Origin of the sequence: Streptomyces tubbatahanensis, from assembly GCF_022699385.1 — a bacterium.
In the GTDB taxonomy this organism is placed as follows: domain Bacteria; phylum Actinomycetota; class Actinomycetes; order Streptomycetales; family Streptomycetaceae; genus Streptomyces; species Streptomyces diacarni.
The window spans coordinates 3,801,907-3,825,086 of record NZ_CP093846.1 but is presented as its reverse complement, the minus strand read 5'-3'; the positions used below and the strand labels follow the sequence as shown (position 1 = coordinate 3,825,086).

Below are 23,180 nucleotides of genomic sequence, written 5' to 3'. Positions count from 1 at the left end.
GTCAGGCGGGCGGGGTGCCGGGGCCGCCGTACTCGGGGCTGGAGTAGTCCGGGCTGCTGAAGCGCGGCCGTGCGGGGGTTTCCCCGGCGGCCGGCGCCTCGGACGCGGGGCGGCTGGAGAACCCGGGGTGCGAGTAGCCGAGCCGGCTGGGGCGCGGCACGAACGCGGTGGGGGCCTGTTCGGCACCGTCCGGATCGGCCAGTGCGTCCCGCAGGAACGGCAGGATGCCGTGTTCGAGCAGCGCCTCGCGCCAGGCGGCACGCGCCAGCGCCACCTCCTGGGCCAGCTCGCCGCCGGGATCGCCGCCCGCGCCGCCCGCGCCGTCCGACGACCTGCGGGCCGAACTCGCCCCGTTGCGCAGGGCCATCAGCAGCAGGCCCGCCAGCGCGAGCACGATCCCGGCCGCGGCGAGCGCGGCGAAGATCCAGCCGACGCCGCGGATCGGTCCGGCGACCGCGGGCTCGGGCGAGAGCAGCCGCAGCGAGTAGCCCAGCAGCAGGAAGATGACGGCCGCGGTGGCCGCGAGGACGGGGGCCAGCACCGAGACCATGGCCACGAGGCCGGCGCCGGACGCCTCCGCGAGGGTCTCGCCGCCCATCGCGCCGACCAGCCGCTCGCCGACGCTCGTGCCGCCGCCCGCTCCCGGCTCCCGGAGTTCGGGGCCGCCGCCGCCCGCCTCGGTGACGTCACCCGAGCCGGTCGCGGGCGGTGTGCGGGGGCCGGGGTCGTCGCCGGGGTCGTCGGGCGTGGCGGGGGAATGGCGCAATTCTTCGCGCAGGCGTACGAATTGCTGGTATTCGGCCTCGGCACACGCGGCTATGGCCGTGGCGGCGCTGAGCGCCATCGTGCGCAGTTGGTCGGCGTTGAGCCGCCGGCCGAGCGCCGCGAGGTCGGGGCGGCGGTGAGCGGTGCGCAGTGCCTCGTCGAGGACCCGCTCGAACTCGGGCCGGTCTTCACGCAGCAGGTGCGGAGCGCTGTTCATGTGCATCCCCCGATGCTCCGTAGGGCGTAGGGCCTAGGTGGCCGGTCGAGGGGCGGGGCAGGTCTGGTCAGCGAGCGGAGAAATTCTGGTCGAGGTGCCACGCCGATGGTAGAGCTGTTGCCGCACTCCGTGACAGGCAGTTCCCGGAATTGACCCGCTACAGTGACGCCCCCCAGCCGATCACTTCGGGGAAACACCTGCCCGGGAATCGGCGCGCGAATCACCAGGGGTGTCGAACCGTGCGCCGTGCGCCCCTGGCGTGCACAGCCGCACCACCGCGCACTCTCCCCACGCCCCCCAGGCCCCCCTGGTCCCGCGCCGAGCCCGCTCGGCGCGGGACCAGGGCGCGTGGGGCCCGGCTCACTGCACGAGGGGCAGCTGCGCGATGAGGAGCTTGGCGCCCATCGTCACGCCGCCGTCCATCGCGATGGCCAGCCCGTCCGCGTAGACGTGCGGCCCCGTCACGGCCGGCGCGCTCTCCCCGTCCTCGCTGTCGACCTCGCCCAGCAGGTAGGGGATCGGGCTGTGTCCGTGCACGATGCGGGTGCCGCCGAAGGTGTCCAGCAGCTCGCGCACGGCGGCGGGGCCCGCGGTCTCCTCGCGGAAGGCGAAGCGCTTGGTGAACTTGCGGAACAGGTCCCAGGTCTCCTCCGCGTCGTTGCGCTGGAGTGCCTCGGTGATCGCGTCGTTGACGTCCTCGATCGTCGCGCCGTGGTCCAGGTAGCCGGAGGCGTCCGAGTGCACCAGCAGGTGGTTGTCCGCCAGCGCCATGGCGTCCAGCCGGGAGATCCACTGCACGTGGTGGTCCGCCAGGCGCTCCATGTCGGTGCGCTGACCGCCGTTGAGGAGCCAGGCCGCCTGGAAGGAGGCCGTGCCCGCACCGGAGTTGACGGGGGTGTCGCCGAACCGTTTGGCGCCCAGCAGCAGCAGTTCGTGGTTGCCCATCAGCGCCTTGCAGTAGCCGCCCGCCGCGGCGGCCTCGGCGGACAGCTGCATGACGAGGTCGATGACGCCGATCCCGTCGGGGCCGCGGTCGGTGAAGTCGCCGAGGAACCACAGGCGCGCGTTGCCGGCGATCCACCGGTTGTCCGTGTCGATGATCCCGAACTGGCGCAGCGCGGCGCGCAGTTCCTCCAGGTATCCGTGGACGTCGCCGACGACGTACAGCGGACCCTCGCCCTCGTTCTCGGACGAGGCGGGGGCGGGCACGTCCACCATGGTCGGCTCGGGCCCCGTCTCCACGGCCTCGGCCGCGCCGACGACCGGCAGGTCCCGGGCGGTCGGCGTGTACTCCTCGGGCATCCCGCCCTCCCCGGGCCTCGCGCCCTCCCCGGGCCTCGCGCCGTCCCCGGGCCTCGCGCCGTCCTCGGCGGAACCGCGGGCCTCGACGGAGCCCCGGGCCTCGGTGCCGCCCACCGCCGCCGTGCTCGGCGCCGTCGGCGCCGTCGGCGCACCGGCGCGGGGGTCGGCGGGCTGCCGCAGCTCGGCCGGCCCCTGGAGCTCGGCCGTTCCCCGGGCCTCGGCCGGACGCGGGGTCGCGGCCGTGCGCGGGTCGCTGCGGGTGGTGGGCCCCGCGGGGGCGGGATGGCCGCCCTCGGGGGCGCGCGCGGCCGGTTCCGCCGCCTGTGGAGGCACCGGTGAGTCCGGGGCAGGACTCGACAGCGTGCGTGCGCTGCCCGCGCCGTGTGTTGTCGCCCCGCCGTGCCATACGTCGGGTCCCTGACCGGCCCCCTGAGTCATCGACCCCTCCACCATCGCGCCGCCGCCGTGCACCGCAGGACCCTGTCCTTGTCCCGTGGGGGCCCGGTCTGTGGTCCTTCGGCCGGGGTGCCGCCCCAGGTCGGGAGCAGGTCGGCGGTGTCGTCCTCCCCCGGCCTGAGGCCAGGAGTGCCCCCAATCATAGGAACGCTGGTCGCGGCTTGTGACGCACCTGGGGGCGCCCATGTGGCGAGACGCCCCGAACCGGTGTCCATTCCTCCCGTATTCTCCGCTGACGTACCTTACGGAATCCGTGGACGGTACCCGCACGGCACGCCAGCGGGCCGCTCAGTCGGCGGCGGGGGCGCGTGGCGGGCCGACCGTGGTGCTCCTTCCGGCGCGCTGCGAGGACGTTCGTACGATCAACTCCGTGGGCATCACCCGCTGCACCGGGCGGGCGGGACCCGTGCCCTCGATGGCGTCGATGAGCAGCTGGGCGACGGCGTTGCCGATGCGTCCCGGCTTCAGCGACAGCGTGGTGATCGGCGGTGCGGTCGTGGCGTAGGACGCGGACTCGCTGCAGCACACCAGCAGCAGGTCCTCCGGCACCCGCAGCCCGTAGCGGCGGGCGGCGGCCAGCAGGTCGGTGCCGCCCGGGTCGAAGAGGCCGTAGACCGCGTCGGGCCTGTCGGGGCGGGCGAGCAGCCGGTCGGCGGCGACGGCTCCCGCGCAGGGGTCGTGGGCCGGATACCGCTCGTAGACGGGCTCTTGGCCGACACGTTCGCACCAGCGCAGGTAGGCGGCGGTGGAGACCCGGGTGTAGGTGTCGGTGCTGGTGCCGGTCAGCAGTCCGATGCGGCGGGCGCCGTTCTCGGCGAGGTGGTCGAGGAGGGACCGGACGGCGGCCTCGTGGTCGTTGTCCACCCAGGCCGCGACGGGCAGCGACGGGCTGGGGCGCCCGTCGGAGACGACCGGCAGCCCGGAGCGGACGAGTTCGCCGACGACCGGGTCCTGGTCGGAGGGGTCGACGACGATGGTGCCGTCGAGGGCCACGTTCGCCCACACGTCGGGCCCGTAAGGGCCGGGTCCGGTGCCCGGGGCCGCGTCGCCTGTCGGCGTGGTGTGACCGCGCCGGGCGGGGGCGGGGAGGATGACCAGGGCGTAGCCGCGGGCGAGCGCGGCGGAGGTGGCGGCTCTCGCCATCTCGGCGAAATAGGCGAACTCGGTGAAGGTGAACGGTTCTTCGCCGTACGTCGTGACCGTCAGGCCGATGAGGCCGGACTTGCCGGTGCGCAGGGTCCGGGCGGCGGCCGAGGGGCGGTAGCCCAGCCGCTCGGCGACTTCGCGGACGTGGCTGCGCGTGGTGTCGGGGAGACGGCCCTTTCCGTTGAGGGCGTCGGAGACAGTCGTGATGGAGACACCGGCTGCGGCGGCGACATCCCTGATGCCGGCGCGCCCGTTCAGCCGTCCACCGCCGCGGGGCTGAGGACACCTCACGGGCGGTGGCTGGGGGACAGCGGCCGGGTTGCGGCCTGCCTGATGCTTCTCTGCTGCTGTCATGGCGAGCCGATCGTAGGCCTGCACGGTGCTGACGCGCGGGGGGCCGGAAATCCCGTCCGCGAGGAAGCCCCCGCCGGCCCGCTTCTCCACCGCGGCGAGCGAAAGCGCAGCTCAACGGGGGGTCGTGCCCGAGGTCTCCGCCTTGCGACACACGTGCGGCAGCAGCGTCGGCCAGGGTGCGGGCCGCCCGCACGTCACCGTCACGGGCGATGCGCGCCACCGCGCCCGCCACCCGCGCGCGGCGCGCGCGGGGGAGCGCGTACCCGCGCCGGGCGCGCGGGAAGAAGCGGCGGGAAGAAGCGGGGGGAAGAGGACAGGAGACGGGCAGAAGAGCGGGAAGAGGACAGGAGGCGGGCAGAAGAGGGGCGAACGGTGGTCGTCGGGACACGGTGCCAGGACGGGTGCCGTGGGCGGCTCGCCGGGGTGGTTGTGCGGAGCGGCGGGTGCCGGACCGGGACCGGGGAGCGCGGGGCGCTCGCCTGAGGCGGCGCCCCGGCGGTCTACGCCGTGCGGGTGAATCCTCTTAGGGTGAAGAGGATGGGCCCGCGACGGAGAAGGAGCAGCGGTGAGTGACCAGAAGGTGCCAGGCCCGCGGTTGCGCGGTGTGATCGAGGGGATTCCCAGCTACAAGCCGGGGCGGCCGGCCGCCCCGGGCGGCCCGGTCTCCTACAAGCTGTCCTCCAACGAGAACCCCTATCCGCCGCTGCCGGGTGTGCTGGAGTCGGTGACCGAGGCGGCGGGGTCGCTCAACCGCTACCCCGACATGGGCTGCTCGGCGCTGTACGCACAGCTGTCGGAGCGGTTCGGTGTGCCGGCCGCCCATCTGGCGGCCGGCACGGGCTCGGTCGGTGTCGCGCAGCAGCTCCTCCAGGCCACGGCGGGCCCCGGCGACGAGGTGATCTACGCCTGGCGTTCCTTCGAGGCCTATCCGATCATCACGCAGATCTCCGGTGCCGCCTCGGTGCGGGTGCCGCTGACCGGGGGCGCCGCGAGGGAGGCGCACGACCTGGACGCGATGGCGGACGCGGTCACCGACCGCACCCGGCTCGTCTTCGTGTGCAACCCGAACAACCCCACGGGCGCCGCGCTCACCCGGGCGGAGCTGGAGCGTTTCCTGGACCGGGTGCCGCGTGACGTGCTGGTGGTGCTGGACGAGGCCTACCGCGAGTTCGTGCGGGACGAGGCGGTGGTCGACGGCCTGGAGCTCTACCGCGACCGGCCGAACGTGTGCGTGCTGCGCACCTTCTCCAAGGCGTACGGGCTGGCGGGGCTGCGGGTCGGTTTCGCCGTCGCGCACGAGCCGGTGGCGGCGGCGCTGCGGAAGACCGCGGTGCCCTTCGGTGTGAGCGAGCTCGCACAGGAGGCCGCCATCGCCTCGCTGCGCAGCGAGGACGCGCTGCTGGAGCGGGTCGAGGCGCTTGTGAAAGAGCGCACACGCGTGCTGGGCGAGCTGCGTTCCCAGGGCTGGACGGTGCCCGAGTCGCAGGCCAACTTCGTGTGGCTGCGGCTGGGCGAGCGGACCTCCGCGTTCGCGGACCGGGCCGAGGAGGCGGGCGTCACGGTGCGTCCCTTCGAGGGCGAGGGCGTGCGCGTGACCATCGGCGAGACCGCGGCCAATGACATCTTTTTGCAGGTCGCAGCCGCTTTTCTGAAGGAGCTGTAGCCCTCGCCGGCGGTGGGCGAGAGGTCTGCGGGGCGTGGGGATCCTCCCCACGCCCCGCGGCGTGTGCGCCCGGCCGCCCCGCGGTGGCGCCCCGCGCCCGGCAGGCGGCCCGGGCGGTCGCGCACGGTTCGGCACCCCCCTGACATGTCCGAAATGGGGGTGCCGTACGGTGGTGCTTGTGAATGTGAACGCATTCACGAGCCCTAACCCGAACGGGTGCCGCGCCCGACCGGGTGCTGCCTGAAGGAGTGAGCGACGTGGACCTCGCGTTGGCGCCTGAGACCCTGGCGCGCTGGCAGTTCGGCATCACGACCGTCTACCACTTCCTCTTCGTCCCCCTCACGATCTCGCTCGCCACCCTCACGGCGATCCTGCAAACGGCGTGGGTGCGGACGAACAAGGAGAAGTACCTCAAGGCCACCCGCTTCTGGGGCAAGCTCTTCTTGATCAACATCGCCATGGGCGTGGTCACCGGCATCGTGCAGGAATTCCAGTTCGGCATGAACTGGTCCGCCTACTCGCGCTTCGTCGGCGACATCTTCGGCGCGCCGCTCGCCTTCGAGGCGCTGATCGCCTTCTTCATGGAGTCGACGTTCATCGGCCTGTGGATCTTCGGCCGCGACAAGCTCCCGAAGAAGCTCCACCTGGCCACCATCTGGCTGGTCGCGTTCGGCACCGTCGCCTCGGCCTACTTCATCCTGGCCGCGAACTCCTGGATGCAGCACCCGGTCGGCTACCGGATCAACCACGAGAGCGGCCGCGCGGAGATGACCGACTTCTTCGGCATCCTCTTCCAGAACACCGCGCTGGCCCAGTTCTTCCACACCATGACCGCCGCGTTCCTGACCGGCGCCGCCTTCATGGTCGGCATATCCGCGTACCACCTGCTGCGCAAGAAGCACATACCCGTGATGCGCACCTCGCTGCGGCTCGGCCTGGTCACGCTGGTGGCCGCCGGGATGCTCACCGTCGTCAGCGGCGACCGGCTCGGCAAGATCATGTACGAGCAGCAGCCGATGAAGATGGCCTCGGCCGAGGCACTGTGGGAGACCCAGGCGCCCGCGCCGTTCTCCGTCTTCTCCTACGGCGACGTCGACAAGGGGCACAACAAGGTCGCCATCGAGATACCCGGCGTCCTCTCCTTCCTCGCCCACGACAACTTCTACGAGGCCGTCCCCGGCATCAACGACACGAACGCGCAGCTGAAGGAGAAGTACCAGGACACGGTGGGCCTGGACGACTACAGGCCCAACATCCCCGTCGCCTACTGGTCGTTCCGCTGGATGATCGGCTTCGGGATGTCCTCCTTCGCGCTCGGTGCCGCCGGCCTCTACCTCACCCGCCGCAGGTTCTGGCTCAGCGAGAAGCTGCGCACCGGCGAGGACGAACGCCCCCGCCTGGCCCTCACCACCCATCGCGAGCTGCATCCGAGGCTGGGCACCTGGTACTGGCGGCTGTCCGTCCTCACGCTCGGCTTCCCGCTGATCGCCAACGCGTGGGGCTGGATCTTCACCGAGACCGGCAGGCAGCCCTGGGTCGTCTACGGCGTGCTGCCCACCGCCTCCGCCGTCTCCCCCAGCGTCTCCCAGGGCGAGGTGCTCACCTCGCTGCTCGTCTTCACCTCGCTCTACGCGATCCTCGCCGTCGTCGAGGTCAGGCTGCTGACCAAGTACGTCAAGGCCGGGCCGCCCGAGCTGACCGAGGCCGACCTCAACCCGCCCACCCGGATCGGCGGTGGCGGCGGCGGCACCGACGCCGAGGCCGAAGACCGGCCGATGGCCTTCTCGTACTGATGCGTACTGATGCGTACTGACGCCTACCGAGCTCGCAACGACAGACAGGGGCGCTGAGCCGTGCAACTGACCGACGTCTGGTTCGTCGTCATCGCGATCCTGTGGATCGGCTACTTCTTCCTGGAGGGCTTCGACTTCGGGGTCGGCATCCTCACCAGGCTGCTCGCCCGCGACCGGGCCGAGCGGCGCGTACTGATCAACACCATCGGGCCCGTCTGGGACGGGAACGAGGTCTGGCTGCTCAGCGCGGGCGGCGCCACCTTCGCCGCGTTCCCCGAGTGGTACGCCACCCTCTTCTCCGGCTTCTACCTGCCGTTCCTGCTGATCCTCGTCTGCCTGATCGTGCGCGGTGTCGCCTTCGAGTACCGCGCCAAGCGCGAGGAGGAGCGCTGGCAGCGCAACTGGGAACACGCGATCTTCTCCACCTCGCTGCTCACCGCGTTCCTGTGGGGCCTGGTGTTCGCGAACATCGTCCGCGGCGTGAAGATCGACTCCCACCTGGAGTACGTCGGGAACCTGGCGGACCTGTTCTCCCCGTACGCGCTGCTCGGCGGCCTCGTGACCCTGGCGCTGTTCACCTTCCACGGCGCCGTCTTCACCGCGCTCAAGACCCTCGGCGACATCCGCGCCCGGGCCCGGCGTCTGGCCACCGGGCTCAGCATCGCCACCGCCGTGCTCGCGGCCGGATTCCTGCTGTGGACGCAGGCCGGCAGTGGCGGCACCGCCTCCCTGGCCGCCCTCGTCGTCGCCGTGGTGGCCCTGGTGGCCGCCCTCGCCGCCAACCTCGCCGGGCGCGAGGGCTGGTCGTTCACCTTCTCGGGGCTGACCGTCGTCGCCGCGGTCGCGATGCTCTTCTGCTCCCTCTTCCCCGACGTCATGCCCTCGACGCTGCACGCCGACTGGTCCCTGACCGTCGACAACGCGTCCTCCACCCCCTACACGCTCAAGATCATGACCTGGTGCGCGGCCTTCGCCACCCCGATCGTCCTCCTCTATCAGGGCTGGACCTACTGGGTCTTCCGCAAGCGCATCGGCACCCACCACCTCGCCCCCTCCGGCGGACACTGAGGAAGGAAGGGACAGCCGATGAAGCCCGTCGACCCGCGGCTGCTGCGGTACGCGCGCACCACGCGGCTCTTCCTCCTCGCCTCCGTCACGCTCGGAGGGGCCGGGGCCGCGCTCGTCGTCGCGCAGGCCGTGCTCCTCGCCGACATCGTCGTCGACGCCTACCGGCGCGAGGAGTTCGCCCGCGAGGCGCTGCTGCTGCTCGCCGCCGTCACCCTCGCCCGGGGCCTCGTCTCCTGGCTGACGGAGCTGGCCGCGCACCGCTGCGGCGCCGCGGTCAAATCCCAGCTGCGCGTCCAACTGCTCCAGCGGGCCACCGCGCTCGGCCCCGGCTACCTGACAGGCCAGCGCACCGGCGAGCTGACCACACTGGCCACCCGCGGCATCGACGCGCTCGACGACTACTTCGCCCGCTACCTGCCGCAACTGGGACTCGCCGTCGTCGTCCCCGTCGCCGTCCTGGCCCGCATCGTGACCGCCGACTGGATATCGGCCGCCCTCATCGTCGCCACCCTGCCGCTCATCCCGCTGTTCATGGCGCTCATCGGCTGGGCCACCCAGGCGCGCATGGACCGCCAGTGGAAACTGCTCGCCCGCCTGTCGGGACACTTCCTCGACGTCGTGGCCGGGCTGCCCACCCTCAAGGTGTTCGGGCGCGCCAAGGCGCAGGCCGACAACATCCGCGCCATCACCGGCGACTACCGCCGCGCCACCCTGCGCACCCTGCGGCTCGCCTTCCTCTCCTCCTTCGCGCTGGAACTCCTGGCGACGCTTTCGGTCGCCATCGTCGCCGTCAGCATCGGCACCCGGCTCGTGCACGGCGGCCTCGACCTGCACACCGGCCTGATGGTGCTCATCCTGGCGCCCGAGGCGTACCTGCCGCTGCGCCAGGTCGGCACCCACTACCACGCCGCCGCCGAGGGCCTGGCCGCCGCCGAGTCCGTCTTCGACGTACTGGAGCGCCCACTGCCGGCGAGCGGAACCCGGCGGATCGACGCGCGCGGCGCCTCCCTCGTCCTGGACGGTGTCGCCGTCCGCCACCCCGGGCGCGCCGGGTACGCGCTGCCGCCCACCGACCTGACCGTGCGCCCCGGTGAGACCGTCGCACTGACCGGACCCTCCGGCGGCGGAAAGACCACGCTGCTGTCCGTCCTCCTCGGCTTCACTCCGCCAGGCGAGGGCCGCGTGACCGTCGGCGGCGTCCCGCTGGCCTCCCTCGACCTGGCCGCCTGGCGGCAGCAGATCGCCTGGGTACCCCAGCACCCCTATCTGTTCGCGGGCACCGTGGCGGACAACGTCCGCCTGGCCAGGCCCGAAGCGGACGCCGCCGCGGTGGCCTCGGCCCTCGCCGACGCGGGCGCGCCGGATCTCGATCCGGCACGCGCACTGGGCGAGGCCGGCGCCGGGCTCTCGGCGGGCCAGGGCCGCCGCGTCGCCCTCGCCCGTGCGTTCCTCGCCGACCGGCCCGTCGTCCTGCTGGACGAGCCGACCGCCGCGCTCGACTCCGCGACGGAGGCCGCGGTTCTGGCGGCGGTACGCCGCCTCACCGAGACCCGCACGGTCCTCCTCGTCACCCACCGCCCCGCCCTCCTGGCCACGGCCGACCGTGTCCTCCGTCTCTCCCCCGACCCCACGGGTCCCTCCCCCGCCCCGGGGCAGGCTGCCGCCCGGGGCGGCAGTGGGGGCGCCCACGGGCGAAGGTCGGGGGAGGGCCAAGGCGACCCGCGCACGCCCACCGATCCGCACCGGCCACACAGCGTGGGCGCCCCCCAAGCGCCGCGGGCGACAGGCGGCGCGGCCACAACCCGGCACCCCCTGGCGCGCGTACGCGAAGCCGCCCGCGGGCTGGGCGGCAAGTTCACCCTGGCGCTCGCCCTGGGCGCGCTCGCCCTGGCCAGCGCGGTCGGCCTGATGGCGACCTCCGGCTGGCTGATCTCGCGGGCGGCCCAGCAGCCGCCGATCCTGTACCTCATGGTGGCGGTCACAGCGACTCGCGCGTTCGGCATCGGAAGGGCCGTCTTCCGGTACGCGGAGCGCCTGGTCTCGCACGACGCCGCGCTTCGCGTCCTCGCGGCGCTCCGCGTGCGCGTCTACCGGCGGCTGGAGCGCCTGGCCCCCGCGGGCCTGCGCCACCGCCGCCGCGGTGACCTGCTCACCCGCCTGGTCGCGGACGTGGACGCGGTGCAGGACTACTTCCTGCGCTGGCTGCTGCCCGCGACCGTCGCCGGGGTGGTCGGCCTCGCGGCGGTGGCCTTCACCGCGTGGCTCCTGCCGGCCGCGGGGGTGGCCCTGGCCGTCGGCCTGGTGGTGGCGGGCGTCGCCGTACCGGCGCTGACCGCGGTGCTGTCCCGCCGTACGGAGGGCCGCCTGGCACCGGCGCGGGCGGAGCTGGCGACGCGCACGGTCGACCTGTTGAGCGGTACGGCCTCCGGTGAGCTTCCGGTCACGGGCGCCCTCGCGGCCCGGCACCGCGAGGTGGCGGACGCGGACGCGGCCCTGACGCGGATCGCCGCGCGCTCGGCGTCCCGTACGGCGCTGGCGGCGGGGCTGAGCACGCTCGCGGCGGGGTGGACCGTGACGGCGGCGGCGTGGGCGGGCGCGCACGCGACCACGGGCGGCGCGTTGGACGGCCTGCTGCTGGCGACGGTGGTCCTCACGCCGCTGGCCGCGTTCGAGGTGGTCACACCGCTGCCGCAGGCGGTGCAGTTCCGGCAGCGGGTGCGGCGTTCGGCGCAGCGGGTGCAGGAGGTGCTGGACGCGCCGGCGCCGGTGGCGGAACCCGAGCGGCCCGCCCCGCTGCCCCAAGAGCCGTTCCCGGTGCGCGTGGAGGGCCTGACCGTCCGCTACCCGGACGCGCCGGACGGGGCGCCTCCCGCGCTCGTCGACGTGGGGCTGGAGTTGCCGCGCGGGCGCCGCGTCGCGGTCGTCGGCGCCTCGGGTTCGGGCAAGACGACGCTGGCCAACGCGCTGCTGCGGTTCGTGGATCCGGAGGCGGGCTCGTACACCTTCGGGCCCGGCGCGGTGTCGGCGTACGACGGGGAGACGGACGCCGTACGCCGCCGGGTCGGGCTCTGCGCCCAGGACGCCCACGTGTTCGACAGTTCGTTGCGCGAGAACCTGTTGCTGGCCCTCCCCCGAGCGGTGGCCGAGGACGCCTCGTCGGCGGACGAGGCCCTGCACGCGGCCCTGGCCGCCGCCCGGCTCGACGACTGGGTGGCGACGCTGCCCGACGGCCTTGACACCCTCGTCGGCGAGTTGGGCGCGAAGCTGTCCGGCGGCCAGCGGCAGCGCCTGGCTCTGGCGCGCGCTTTGCTGGCCGACTTCCCCGTCCTCGTGCTGGACGAGCCGGCCGAGCACCTCGACCTGCCGACGGCCGACGCGCTGACGGCGGACCTGCTGACGGCGACGGAGGGCCGCACGACGGTGCTGATCACCCACCGCCTCCAGGGGCTCGACCGGGTGGACGAGATCGTCGTCCTCGACCACGGCCGCGTCGTCGAGCGCGGCTCCTACGACGGGCTGGCCCGGGCGGAAGGGCCGTTCGCGGCCATGCTGCGACGCGAGCGCGAGGCGGCGGGCGCCGCCGCCCCCGCAGCGAGGGGCGCCGCCCCCGTGGCGACGGGCTGACACCTCCCGGTCCGCCACCGGAAGGACGGGTCGGCCGAATCCCGGAGGCCGGGCCGGCCGCATCCGGGGCCCGCGCCCGGGGGCGCTCTCTCAGCCGGCCGGAGGCCGTTCCGCCGTGCCGCGTTCGACGCAGAACTCGTTGCCCTCCGGGTCGGCGAGGGTCACCCAGCCCCTGCCGTCCGCGACACGGTGGTCGCCGACGAGGGTGGCGCCGAGGGCGAGGATTCTCTCCACCTCCTCGTCCCTGGAGCGGTCCTGGGGCTGGAGGTCGAGGTGGACGCGGTTCTTGACGGCCTTGCCCTCGGGCACGGTGACGAACAGCAGGGCCGCGCCTTCGGTGTACACGAGCGCTTCGGGGTCTCCCGGCGCGTCCTCGTCGGACAGCTTTCCTTCCAGTACCTCTTCCCAGAATCGGGCGAGCGCGTAGGCGTCGTGGCAGTCGAACGTGAGGTGCCGCACCAGGGAAGCCATGCGAGGCACTATCGGGCACCCCGGGGGTCTGGTGCCATCGGGTTTCGTTCTGCAACGTATGTAACAGGCGTGTAAGACGGGCGGTCGGCCGTGAACATTTTCCGGCGCGGGCGGATCCAAGTGATCAGTAACGCTCACTCGTGCCGCGCGGCGGCACCGACTGCGAAGGAAGAAACGATGCGCGCCAAGAAGCTCACTCTCGCCGCCCTGGCCCTCGCCGCGGGTCTGTCGCTGACCGCCTGCCAGCAGGGCGAGGACTCCAACGCGAGCGCGAACGTGGCCGACTCCTCCTCGTCCTCGTCCGGCACCTCCGGCGGCAGCGGCGGCAACAGCGGCGGCACCAGCGGTGGCGGCAACGGCGGCACCTCCGGCGGAAGCGCCGCGTCCGCCGACGACGCCCCGGGCAGCGGCGGCGGGAAGATCACCACCGGCACCTGCAAGACGGCGAACCTGGACTTCCGCTCCTCGCACGGCATGGGCGAGGGCGACATCGTCGTCACGATGAAGAACACCGGCGGCGACGCCTGCACGCTCAAGGGCTTCCCGGGTGTGGACCTCAAGTCCGAGGAAGCGGGCAGGCCGCTGAGCGCCAAGCGCAGCGACGTCGAGGCCCCGGTCGTCAATCTCCAGTCCGGTGACGAGACCCGCTTCACCCTGCACTACCCGCCGAACACCACGGGGGGCAGCGGCGTGGACGTCACCACCATGGTCGTCACTCCGCCCAACGAGACGCACTCCACGAGCCTGCCGGTCCGCATCAACCTTCCGGTGGAGGAGAGCGCCGACCAGAAGGTCACGGTCGACCCCGTCGGCACCGGCAAGCAGTAAGACCGTGCCGGCTGTGACGACCGTGCCGGCTGTGACGACCGTGCCGACGCGGCGCAGTGGGCCCGCTGCCGGTGCCTCAGAGCAGGCCTTCGATCACCTTGGCGACGCCGTCGTCCTCGTTGGAGGCGGTGGTGTGGGTGGTGCACATCAGGACGTCGGGGTGGGCGTTGGCCATCGCGTAGGAGGTTCCGGCCCAGCTGAGCATGGCCAGGTCGTTGGGCATGTCGCCGAAGGCGACGACCTGCTCGGGGCCGATGCCGCGTTCGGCGCAGGCGAGGGCGAGGGTGCTGGCCTTGCTCACGCCGTGCCCGGAGATCTCCAGCAGGGCGCTGGGGCTGGAGCGGGTGAACTCGGCGTGGGCACCGGCGGCCTTGCGGCCGAGCGCGAGGAACTCGTCGGGGTCCATCGTCGGGTGGTGGGCGAGCAGCTTGACGACGGGCTCGGCGAAGTGGCCCTCGTCGCTGTCGGTGAGCAGTTCCTCGACGGGCGCGTAGGAGGCGCCGGGGTCTCCGGGGAAGTGCGGGTAGTGCGGCTCGTAGTGGATGCCCTCGGTGCGTTCGACGGCGAAGCTGAGGCCGGGGGTGACGGTGCGCAGGGCCTCGACGACGGCGACGGCGTCGGCGCGGGTCAGTTCCCGTACGCGGACGACGCGCCGGCCCGCGTGCAGGTCGACGACGGCGGCGCCGTTGGCGCAGATGGCGAGCCCGTGACCGTGGACGTGGTCGCTGACGACGCCCATCCAGCGGGCGGGGCGCCCGGTGACGAAGAACACCTCGATCCCGGCGGCCTCGGCGGCGGCGAGTGCCGCGACGGTGCGGTCCGAGACGGTCTTGTCGTTCCGCAGCAGGGTGCCGTCCAGGTCGGTGGCGATCAGGCGCGGGGCGGGGCGCGCCCCCTCGGACGGGGTGCGCGGGCTTGCCGGGGCGGAGTGTTCAGGCGGATGAGTCACAGGCACCATCTTCGCGCATATGCCTGAACATGCGTGCGAAGCGACGCCCAAATGAGAGCACACCGCGCGTGCGGAGAAGCACACCAGGCGCACGAGGGGGCGCGTGGCGGAGCACCGGAGCACAATCGAAGAGAGGGCCCTCACACACCGGGAGTGCGGCGCTGTGCTTCCGGCCCGGCTCCGAGGGGCCCCGCGCTTCGGGAAGGAGCGGTCGTCATGGCACGCCACTCGCGCTATGTCGCCGACCGTGGCCTGACCACCCGGATGGTCACCACGATGTTCTTCATCGGCCTGCTCTACGTCGTCCTCGTCGGCGTGCTGGTGGTCGCCCTGGGGAACGCCTGGCCCCTCGTGCTGGTGATCGCGGGGGCGCTCTTCGTCGCCCAGTTCTGGTTCAGCGACAAGATCGCCGCGTTCAGCATGGGGGCCCGCGAGGTCACCCCGCAGCAGGCGCCCGCGCTGCACGGTGCCGTCGACCGGCTCTGCGCGCTGGCCGACATGCCCAAGCCGCGGGTGGCCATCGCCGACAGTGACGTTCCCAACGCGTTCGCCACGGGGCGTAACCAGCGCAACGCGATGGTGTGCGCGACCACGGGGCTGATGCGCCGCCTGGAGCCGGAAGAGCTGGAGGGGGTCCTGTCGCACGAGCTGTCGCACGTCGCGCACCGTGACGTCGCCGTCATGACGATCGCCTCGTTCCTCGGGGTGCTGGCCGGGATCATGACCCGGGTGGCCCTGTGGAGCAACCTCGGCCGCAGCGCCGGCAACAACAACAATCCGGCGGGCCTGCTCCTGCTGGTCGTTCCGCTGGTCAGCGCGCTCGTCTACATCGTCAGCTTCCTGCTGACCCGGCTGCTGTCCCGCTACCGCGAGCTGTCGGCCGACCGCGCCGGCGCCCTGCTCACCGGGCGCCCCTCGACGCTGGCCTCGGCCCTCACCAAGATCAGCGGCGACATGGCCCGCATCCCCACCCGCGACCTGCGCAGGGCCGAGCCGTACAACGCCTTCTTCTTCGTGCCCGCCTTCTCCGGCGAGAGCCTCGCCACGCTGTTCTCCTCACACCCGTCGCTGGACAAGCGGCTGGAACAGCTGCGCGGCCTCTCGGCCCAGCTGGGGCGGTGACGGGCCGTGGGCCTCCTCGACGCGCTCCTGGGCCGCAGCAAGCCCAAGCGGCCGGACCTCGACCAGCTCTTCGCGCTCCCCTCCGCCGCGCTGACGCTCAAGGCGGCGACCGGGTTCGCGCCGACGGGCGTCGGCGCGGTCTGTTTCGCCAGCGTGGAGGGCGCCGCGTTCACGCGCTTGCAGAGCGACGTACGGCAGCTGCTGGACGCCGACACCGGGCGCGGCGGCATCCCCGTCGAGTTCACCCGGGACTCCTACGGCTACACCTGGCTCACGGCGCGCCACCCGGCCGAGGATCTCGCGGCCCTCGTCAACGACCTGCACGCGGTGAACACGCTGCTGGCGGAGGGCGGATTCGGCCCTCAGCTGCTGTGTTCGACCGTCGGTTTCCGGGAAGAGGGCGATCAGGCAGCGGCCCCGCCCCGCTCCCTCGCCCTGATCTACCTCTACAAGCGCGGCACCTTCTACCCGTTCGTCCCCGTCCCCGGTGGCGCTCAGAAGCGGGACAACGCGCTGGAACTCCAGGTGAGCGGGCTGCTCGGGGACGACCTGCCGGTCGAGGAGGACCTGGGCCGCTGGTTCCCCGTGTGGGGGGCGCCGGGGTTGTGACCGGGCCTGTGCTGTGACAGGGCCCCTGTGTGACCGGCCCGCCGAAGAATGTGACAGGTGGGGCGGCTGTGACGCCGTTGGCGACACCTGCTCGCACTCTCGTGACATGCCTCTGGCAATATCTTGCCCCTGATGAGCTCCGGTCGCCGGGCCGCTGTGTCCCGTCTTTGACGTGCGCGTGGCAACCGCTCATCCGGTAGGTCCGACGGGATCCAACGGGGATTCACGGGGAAAGTGAGGAAGTCATGCGTACGTGGACTCGCGCCGTGCCGGTCACAGCAGGCGCGCTGGTGCTCGCCCTGGCACTGACCGGGTGTGACGGCGGAGGCAAGAAGGGCCACAAGTCCGGCTCCGACTCGGACCACTCGTCGTCCTCGTCGTCCTCCTCCGGCGGTTCCGGCTCCTCCAAGGAGAAGACCTCCTACCGGCTCGGCCAGACCAGCCCGGCCCAGAAGAGCGACGACGACGAGACCAAGGGCGCCACGTTCACGGTCACGCCGACGAAGGTGCAGACCGGCACCAAGGCCGACATGGCCAACTCCGGTCTGAAGAAGGACGAGAAGGACGAGCCCAAGGTCCCCGTCTACGTGTGGTCCACGCTCAACCACAAGAGCGGCAAGCCCATGGAGCTCGGCGACATGGACGACGACCTGGTCGTGCGGACCGACCAGGGCCAGCGCACCCGCGCCCTCATCGTCATCATGGGCGAGGCCAAGTGGCCCAACTGCCCGGCCATGGACCGCGACAAGAAGCTCAGCCCTGGCCAGTCGGAGAAGATCTGCACCGCCTTCCTCATTCCCGAGGGCCAGAAGGCGGAGGCCGTCGAGATCAACCGCGGTTACACCAAGAAGCCGCTGGAGTGGCGCGCCACCAGCTGACACGGTGCACTTTCCGAGGGGCCCCACCCGGTGTGGGGCCCCTCAGCCATGCGGAGGGCTGCCGCCCGCTGCCGCCCCCTCGGTCCCCGCGAAGCGGACGTCCGCGGCGAACGGGACGATCTCGATCTCGTCCCCCAGCGCCCACTCGGCCGCCCGCGCCGCCATCGCCGCCGGGACGACCTCGCTGATGTCCGGCGCCGCCGGCACGTCGTACGTGCCGTGCGCATCGTGCGGCAGCACGACACGGTGGCCCAGCCGCAGCGCGGTGCGCGCGGTGGCGCTCACACACATCTCCGACAGCACCCCGCACACGGCGAGCGAGCGCACCCGCTGCCGGTGCAAGTGGGCGCGCAGGCCGGTCCCCTCGAACCCGTCGTCCTCCTCCTTGCGGACCACGCGCTCACCGGGCTCGGGCCGCACGAACAGCTCCCAACCGGCCGTTCCCGGCTCGTCGGGGCTGCCCGTCTCACCGTCGTTCTGCAGGTGCACGACGGGCGCGCCCGCCGCGCGGGCGGCGGCCAGCAGCCGCCGCGTGGCGGACAGGACGCGGGCCGCGTCCGGCACGGCGTCGGCGCCCGTCACGAACGCCGTCTGCATGTCGACGACGAGCAGCGCGGCGACGGGGGCGATCCTCGCCCCCGTCCCTCTCGACTCCTCCGACTCATCCCTCATGCAGCCGATTGTGTCCCGGCCGCGCGGTCCTACGATGACTCCCATGTCCCCCATGGCGAAGACCGCGACGCTCTACCACAACACCCGCTGCGGGACCTCCCGCACGGTCCTGGCCCTGCTGGAGGAAGCCGGGTACGAACCCGAGATCGTCGAGTACCTCAAGACCCCGCCCGACGCGGGGACGCTGCGCACGCTGATCACCGACGCGGGGGTCACCGCGCGGGACGCGGTCCGTACGAAGGAGCCCGAGTACAAGGAGCTGGGCCTCGACCGCCCCGACGTGACCGACGACGAACTGATCGCCGCGATGGTCGCCCACCCGGCGCTCATCCAACGGCCCTTCGTCGTCACGGAGAAGGGCACCCGCCTGGCGCGCCCGGCGGACGTCGCCTCCGAGGTCCTTTGACCCCTTCACAGAGGGTGGTTGTGAAGGGGCCCGCGGGTGGGGTGCCTACCGCACCCCGTCGAGAAGGACCCTCCACGCCTCCGGCGTGACGGTGAGGGTGGGACCGGTGTCCCCTGCTTTGGAGTCGCGTACGTGGACGGTGTGCGGGCAGGTGGCGACCTCCACGCACTGGCCACCCTCGCCGCTGCTGTGTGTGGACTTCCGCCAGGTAAGGGCGACTTCGAGGCATTGGCCGCCCGAACCGCTGCTGTGGCTCGACTTGTACCAGGTGAGGGGGGGCACGTAGGGCCTCCTCACCGGCGGCCGGCGAGGAAGGCCTGCCATGCATCCGGCGTGACGGTGAGGGCGGGGCCGGTGGTCCCTGCCTTGGAGTCGCGTATGTGGACGGTATGGGGGCAGGTGGCGACCTCGACGCACTGGCCGCCTCCACCGTCGCTGTGTGTGGACTTGCGCCAGGTGAGGGCGACTTCGAGGCACTGACCGCCTTCTCCGCTGCTGTAGCTCGACTTGAACCAGCTGAGTTCGCTGCTCACAGTTCCTCCAGACGGCGTTTGATGAAGCATGCGGAGTCCGCAGGCCGCAGAGCGTTCACCTGGATCATGTCAAAACGCTGCCGCAAGGCGCTGACCGTTTCCTTGTCCGACAGCAGTGTGCCCTGTTCCTGGACCTCGACATATCCCAGCGTGCGCCGCTCGGGAGTCTCCAACAGCGTCAAAGGGCCAATCGCCCCGACTGGTTCCTCGCAGTCGAATGGGAGCACGAGAATATGGATGTGCTTGAGCTGACCCAGCTCCAGTAGCCACCCGAGCTGGGCCTGCATGATCGCTCTGCTGCCTGTGCGGCGGCGCACGACGGCTTCGTCCAGGATGAAGACGAGAGTCGGCGTCGGAACACGGGTGAGCAGCTTCTGGCGGTCAAGCCGCTCAGCGAGCAGCTGCGTCGCCTTGCCCTCGCCGTGGTGAGGTACGCGCGTCTCGAATAGCGCACGCGCGTACGCCTCGGTTTGGAGAAGCCCGTTGACGACGTTCGTGTCGTAGATGCTGAGGCTGAGGGCTTCGGCTTCCAAGCGGAAGAGCTGGTCGAACTTGCGTGGGTACTGCTCCTTCTCCAGGTCCTCGCCGACGCACGCGAGGAGCTGGTGGGCGTTGAGGGCCGCGTCGAGGGCGCAGGCGCTGCGTTGGTCCGGGATGCGTTCGCCACGTTCGAAGGCGCCGATGGTGGAGGCGGAGAAGCCGGCTCTCTTGCCGACGCTTTCCCGGGAGATCTGCCGGTACTCCCGCAGCTTGCGCAGCTGCTTTCCGAAGCCGGCGACAAGCGGGGACGGTTCGACCGGAGAGAGGTCGGATTCGGACATGTGCGGTCCCGGGGGCGAGGCGAGGGATGAACGCTTGGTTACGTGTCAGATTGGCAGGTTCGTTCCGTTCGTGTCGGCGAAATCCCACAACTGCTCTCTGTGAGTGGGTGACTACTTCCCGTGTGGCCCGGGAGGGGTCACCGTATGGGCATGGATGCACAGTCGAGTCCTGAGAGTGCGCTGGCCATCGGGCGCAAGGCGGCCGATGAGCTGGCGGAGGCGCTGGCGATGGCGGGGTGTAAGTTGCCTTCCCTCAGCGGCGGGTTCCCCGTCATGGGGAGGCCCCATGTGGAGTTGGGAGGGGCGTCGGCCGACGCCGTCTTCGCTCTGGCGCGCTGGATCAGGGAGCGGGCGTGAGCGACGAGACGGCTCCCCGGCGGGAGACGCACCGGATGACGCTCCGCGTCTACCGGGTGGCGGCGGGCACCGGGCGGCGTACGCCCGTTCGGTCGGTCACCGTGCTGGAGAAGGGGCCGTGGCTCGGCCCGCCGGGCGGGTTCAGCCCGGGCGCCTACCCGCCGTGCGAGTGCCCTGAGCACCGGCGGGAGTAGCCGGGGCGGGGGGCGGGGTGTGCGCCCGGGGTCCCAGGCGCCGCCGCCCCGCGATCCACGTCAGACCCGTCCGGCCCTGTGGACCCGCGCGGGACCCGTGGGGAGGCCTGCGAGCCCGCGCACCGCGCCGTCGCGCACGTCGCGCACGTCGGCCGTCGCGCACGTCGCGCACGGCGACATCGCGCATGCCGGTCAGTCGGTTCCGGGCTCGTCCGGGTGTGCCGCGGCTTTGTCCGGCACGAAGACGAGGCTGAGGAGGTGGCGGGCGCGGCCGTCGCCCGGGGTGGTGTGCGTGCGGCGGGCGACGGCCGCTTCGATCTCGTCCACGAGCGAGGCGAACTCCTCGTCCGTCACCCACACGGCGCCCTGCCGGTAGAGGACGTTCTCCTGTGCGGGTTCGGCGTCCTCGCGGGAGAGGTATCGCTCGAAGTCGCCCATCACGGCCGCGGAGAAGACGGTGAAGGCCCGCCGGTGGTCTTCGGTGCCCATGGCGTCGCGGGTGTCGGGGTCGACGAGGGCGCGCTCCTGGCGGACCCGGTAGCTGCGCTCGACGGTGCCGCGAACGGGCCGTTCGCTGACCACCTCGATGATGCCGGCCTGCGCGAGGGCCGCGACGTGCCGGTACATGGTGGCCGATGCCACGTCGGGCAGCCGGTCGCGCAGTTGCGCCGTGGTCAGTTCGTCGGCGCCGAGCAGGGTCTGCAGGATGCGCATCCGCACGGGGTGCATGAGCTCGTTCGCATTTGCCATGACCCCATGCTCTCATGTTTGATAACGTTCTCGTAGTTGAGAACGAAAACGAGGAGAGGCGGAACCATGCCCGACACCGCGATGACGGTCACCGCGCACGACGGGACCGACCTGGCGGGATCGCTGACCTTGCCGTCGGGACCCGGCCCGCACCCCGCCGTCCTGCTGCTGCACGGTTCCGGGCCCCTCGACCGCGAGGGCAACTCGAAGAAGCTGAAGACGAACCTCGGCCGGCCGGTGGCCGAAGCGCTCGCGGCGGCGGGCATCGCCACACTGCGCTACGACCGGCGCGGCACCGGCGCCACCCCCGGCGACTGGCGCGCCTGGGGCTTCACCGACAACTGCGACGACGCGATCGCCGCCGTGCGCGCCCTGGCGGCCCACCCCGCGGTCCGCTCGGACGCGGTCGCCGTCATCGGCCACAGCGAAGGGTCGCTGCACGCGATGGCCCTCGCCGCGCGCCGGGAGGTGCGCGCCGCGGTGCTCCTGGCCGGATACGCCCGCACCGGGGAGGAGGCCGTGCGCTGGCAGGCCCGCTCGATCATGCAGGGCATGCCCGCACCCGTACGCCTCCTCCGGCGCCCGCTGGGAGCGCTGGGCAAGCGTGCCCTCGCCCGGATACGCCGGACGCGGACGGACGTGGCGCGGATCGCCGGAATGCGGCTCAACGCCCGCTGGATGCGCGAGAACCTCGCCCACGACACCCGGGAGGACCTCGCCGCCATCCAGGTGCCCGTGCTGGCCGTCACCGGCGCCAAGGACATCCAGGTCGACCCCGGCGACCTGGACGAGATGCGCCGCGTCGTCCCCGGCGGCGCCGCCGAGACGCACCGCGTGCCCGACCTCACCCACCTGCTGCGCCGGGACCCGGGCCACCACACCATCCGTTCCTACGGCCGCCTGCTGAGCCGCCCGGTCGACCCCGACCTCCTCGCCCTCGTCACCTCCTGGCTCGCCCCCCGACTGGAGGCGACGGCACCCGAGTCGCCGACCGGGGCGCGCGCGGACCGGTCCTGACGACCGCCGACCGGACTTGAGGGCGGCGCGCCCGGCACCGCACTGGAACAGCTCGTCACGCTCACACTCACAGAGAAGGACATGTCATGGCTGTGTCATCGATGGCATCGACGTCACCGGCGTCACCGACGTCACCGGCGTCACCGGCGTCGACCCCGCTCGCCGGGGCCCCCACCGGCACGCACCGGAGCGACCTGGGCCTCTTCATGGCGCTGGCCTTCGGCATCAGCTGGGCGTCGTGGGGCACGGCTATGGGTCTCGGCGGATCGGCGATGACCTCGCCCACCGCGCTGCCCTACCTCTTCGGGGCCTTCGGACCGCTGCTCGCCGCCCTGGTGGTCCGCGTACGCCGCCGCCGGCGCGGCGAGCCCGTACCCGAGCACGCGGTGCGCTTCCGGAGCAGGGCACTGGCCTGGCTGCCGCTGTTCCTCGTCGCCACCTCGGCGACGGTGCTGGGCGCCGCCCTGCTGGCGCAGGCGGCGGGCGGGACGGCGCTGAGCCTGGACGGCGCCCGGGACGTGATGGCGGACGCGGGCGGTCCCGCCGCGTTCCTCGTCAGCATGATCGTCTCGGGACCGCTCTCGGAGGAGCCGGGCTGGCGGGGCACCGCCTACCCGAGGATGCGCGCGTCGATGGGCCGTCTCCAGGTGGGACTCCTGCTCGGCGTCATCTGGTCCGTGTGGCACCTGCCGCTGTTCTTCATCGACGGCACCGTCCAGAACGAGCTCGGTCTCGCCACCCCGAGCGGCATGCTCTTCGCCGTCAGCGTCATCCCCATGGCCATGCTGACCGCCTACGCCTACGAGCGGGCCGGCGTCGTCGCCTCGATGGTCACCCACTTCGCCGCGAACACGACGATGATCCTGCTCGACGTCCACACCCCCGTCACGCTCGCCCTGGTCGTCGGCCTCATGGGCCTCGTGGCCGCGTTCCTGCTGACCGTCAGCCGCTCGACGCCCGCGCCGACCGCCCCGATGCCGGAGCCGCCCGGCGCGTCGTGAGCTCGCGCGCGCAGTACAGCGCGATGGCCGACACGCCCACGGCAGGGGGGACCCAGTGCGGCTCGACGAACCAGACGTAAGGGAACCAGGACTCAGTCGAAGCCATCAGTGCGAACGTGCCGACGACCGCGACGGCGTTGACGCCGACGAGGGCGTAGCCGATTCCGCGCGTCCGGCGTTCCGT

General features: G+C 72.4%; 23 protein-coding genes. 13 read left to right on the top strand and 10 right to left on the bottom strand.

All coding sequences use genetic code 11. From position 1 onward, the window contains the following. Nucleotide 1 precedes the first annotated feature (1 nt). The 3 genes from MMF93_RS16375 to MMF93_RS16365 form a co-directional block, all read right to left on the bottom strand. A complete protein-coding gene (locus MMF93_RS16375; protein WP_242752228.1) occupies nt 2-988 on the bottom strand; it encodes a hypothetical protein in 987 nt (328 codons plus the stop codon). A gap of 354 nt (nt 989-1,342) precedes the next feature. Then, nucleotides 1,343-2,737: a metallophosphoesterase family protein gene (locus tag MMF93_RS16370; protein WP_242757605.1), complete on the bottom strand. Its 1,395-nt coding sequence runs from the start codon at nt 2,735-2,737 to the stop codon at nt 1,343-1,345. Between the two features lie 291 nt (nt 2,738-3,028). Beyond that, nucleotides 3,029-4,240, bottom strand: a complete 1,212-nt coding sequence (locus MMF93_RS16365; RefSeq protein WP_242752226.1) for a LacI family DNA-binding transcriptional regulator — start codon at nt 4,238-4,240, stop codon at nt 3,029-3,031. A gap of 580 nt (nt 4,241-4,820) precedes the next feature. Between MMF93_RS16365 and hisC the strand changes: the two genes are divergently transcribed. The 4 genes from hisC (at nt 4,821) to cydD (ending at nt 12,388) form a co-directional block, all read left to right on the top strand. Beyond that, on the top strand, nt 4,821-5,903 hold the full coding sequence (gene hisC, locus MMF93_RS16360) for a histidinol-phosphate transaminase (RefSeq protein WP_242757604.1): 1,083 nt from the start codon (nt 4,821-4,823) through the stop codon (nt 5,901-5,903). A gap of 257 nt (nt 5,904-6,160) precedes the next feature. Next, the gene (locus tag MMF93_RS16355) at nt 6,161-7,696 is read left to right on the top strand and encodes a cytochrome ubiquinol oxidase subunit I (protein WP_242752224.1); all 1,536 of its coding nucleotides are present in this window, start codon (nt 6,161-6,163) and stop codon (nt 7,694-7,696) included. Nucleotides 7,697-7,756: 60 nt separating this feature from the next. Then, nucleotides 7,757-8,764, top strand: coding sequence for a cytochrome d ubiquinol oxidase subunit II (cydB, locus tag MMF93_RS16350; RefSeq protein ID WP_242752221.1), 1,008 nt, complete (start codon nt 7,757-7,759; stop codon nt 8,762-8,764). A gap of 18 nt (nt 8,765-8,782) precedes the next feature. After that, entirely contained in the window at nt 8,783-12,388 is a 3,606-nt protein-coding gene (gene cydD, locus MMF93_RS16345; RefSeq protein ID WP_242752218.1) for a thiol reductant ABC exporter subunit CydD, read from the top strand. Between the two features lie 90 nt (nt 12,389-12,478). Here cydD and MMF93_RS16340 read toward each other — a convergent pair whose 3' ends face one another. Then, nucleotides 12,479-12,859, bottom strand: coding sequence for a VOC family protein (locus tag MMF93_RS16340; RefSeq protein WP_242752215.1), 381 nt, complete (start codon nt 12,857-12,859; stop codon nt 12,479-12,481). Nucleotides 12,860-13,036: 177 nt separating this feature from the next. Between MMF93_RS16340 and MMF93_RS16335 the strand changes: the two genes are divergently transcribed. Continuing rightward, on the top strand, nt 13,037-13,687 hold the full coding sequence (locus MMF93_RS16335; protein WP_242752212.1) for a DUF4232 domain-containing protein: 651 nt from the start codon (nt 13,037-13,039) through the stop codon (nt 13,685-13,687). A 76-nt stretch (nt 13,688-13,763) separates the two neighbouring features. Here MMF93_RS16335 and MMF93_RS16330 read toward each other — a convergent pair whose 3' ends face one another. Beyond that, the gene (locus MMF93_RS16330; protein WP_242752209.1) at nt 13,764-14,645 is read right to left on the bottom strand and encodes a Cof-type HAD-IIB family hydrolase; all 882 of its coding nucleotides are present in this window, start codon (nt 14,643-14,645) and stop codon (nt 13,764-13,766) included. A gap of 207 nt (nt 14,646-14,852) precedes the next feature. Here MMF93_RS16330 and htpX point away from each other — a divergent pair, with 207 nt between their 5' ends. From htpX to MMF93_RS16315, 3 genes are all read left to right on the top strand, one after another. Further along, a complete protein-coding gene (gene htpX / locus MMF93_RS16325; protein ID WP_242752207.1) occupies nt 14,853-15,758 on the top strand; it encodes a zinc metalloprotease HtpX in 906 nt (301 codons plus the stop codon). A 6-nt stretch (nt 15,759-15,764) separates the two neighbouring features. Beyond that, nucleotides 15,765-16,367 carry a PspA-associated protein PspAB gene (pspAB, locus tag MMF93_RS16320; RefSeq protein ID WP_242752204.1) on the top strand — a complete coding sequence of 201 codons (603 nt, stop codon included), beginning with the start codon at nt 15,765-15,767 and terminating at the stop codon, nt 16,365-16,367. A 245-nt stretch (nt 16,368-16,612) separates the two neighbouring features. Next, nucleotides 16,613-17,245, top strand: a complete 633-nt coding sequence (locus MMF93_RS16315) for a hypothetical protein (RefSeq protein ID WP_242752201.1) — start codon at nt 16,613-16,615, stop codon at nt 17,243-17,245. Nucleotides 17,246-17,287: 42 nt separating this feature from the next. Here the strand turns inward: MMF93_RS16315 and MMF93_RS16310 are convergent, their stop codons facing one another. After that, nucleotides 17,288-17,917, bottom strand: coding sequence for an isochorismatase family protein (locus tag MMF93_RS16310; protein WP_242752199.1), 630 nt, complete (start codon nt 17,915-17,917; stop codon nt 17,288-17,290). Between the two features lie 43 nt (nt 17,918-17,960). On the opposite strand from MMF93_RS16310, the gene arsC reads away from it, so the two are divergent. Further along, complete coding sequence (gene arsC / locus MMF93_RS16305) at nt 17,961-18,323, top strand: arsenate reductase (glutaredoxin) (protein WP_242752197.1); 363 nt, start codon at nt 17,961-17,963, stop codon at nt 18,321-18,323. A 45-nt stretch (nt 18,324-18,368) separates the two neighbouring features. On the opposite strand, the gene MMF93_RS16300 is transcribed toward arsC, so the two are convergent. The 3 genes from MMF93_RS16300 to MMF93_RS16290 are packed head-to-tail and all read right to left on the bottom strand — an operon-like array spanning nt 18,369 to nt 19,677. Next, complete coding sequence (locus MMF93_RS16300) at nt 18,369-18,605, bottom strand: DUF397 domain-containing protein (protein ID WP_242752195.1); 237 nt, start codon at nt 18,603-18,605, stop codon at nt 18,369-18,371. A gap of 11 nt (nt 18,606-18,616) precedes the next feature. Further along, the gene (locus tag MMF93_RS16295) at nt 18,617-18,856 is read right to left on the bottom strand and encodes a DUF397 domain-containing protein (protein WP_242752193.1); all 240 of its coding nucleotides are present in this window, start codon (nt 18,854-18,856) and stop codon (nt 18,617-18,619) included. Further along, nucleotides 18,853-19,677: a helix-turn-helix domain-containing protein gene (locus tag MMF93_RS16290; protein ID WP_242752191.1), complete on the bottom strand. Its 825-nt coding sequence runs from the start codon at nt 19,675-19,677 to the stop codon at nt 18,853-18,855. Before MMF93_RS16290 ends, MMF93_RS16295 begins: the two co-directional genes overlap by 4 nt. Before the next feature lie 150 nt (nt 19,678-19,827). Between MMF93_RS16290 and MMF93_RS16285 the strand changes: the two genes are divergently transcribed. Continuing rightward, nucleotides 19,828-20,034 (top strand): hypothetical protein, encoded by a 207-nt coding sequence (locus MMF93_RS16285; protein ID WP_242752182.1) that lies wholly within the window; start codon nt 19,828-19,830, stop codon nt 20,032-20,034. Continuing rightward, nucleotides 20,031-20,228, top strand: coding sequence for a hypothetical protein (locus MMF93_RS16280; protein ID WP_242752180.1), 198 nt, complete (start codon nt 20,031-20,033; stop codon nt 20,226-20,228). The genes MMF93_RS16285 and MMF93_RS16280 overlap by 4 nt, the downstream gene beginning before the upstream one ends. 192 nt (nt 20,229-20,420) lie before the next feature. Here MMF93_RS16280 and MMF93_RS16275 read toward each other — a convergent pair whose 3' ends face one another. After that, complete coding sequence (locus MMF93_RS16275) at nt 20,421-20,978, bottom strand: helix-turn-helix domain-containing protein (protein WP_242752178.1); 558 nt, start codon at nt 20,976-20,978, stop codon at nt 20,421-20,423. Nucleotides 20,979-21,044: 66 nt separating this feature from the next. On the opposite strand from MMF93_RS16275, the gene MMF93_RS16270 reads away from it, so the two are divergent. Further along, nucleotides 21,045-21,995 carry an alpha/beta hydrolase family protein gene (locus MMF93_RS16270; RefSeq protein ID WP_242752176.1) on the top strand — a complete coding sequence of 317 codons (951 nt, stop codon included), beginning with the start codon at nt 21,045-21,047 and terminating at the stop codon, nt 21,993-21,995. A gap of 86 nt (nt 21,996-22,081) precedes the next feature. Further along, on the top strand, nt 22,082-22,996 hold the full coding sequence (locus MMF93_RS16265) for a CPBP family intramembrane glutamic endopeptidase (RefSeq protein WP_242752174.1): 915 nt from the start codon (nt 22,082-22,084) through the stop codon (nt 22,994-22,996). Nucleotides 22,997-23,180: the final 184 nt, after the last annotated feature.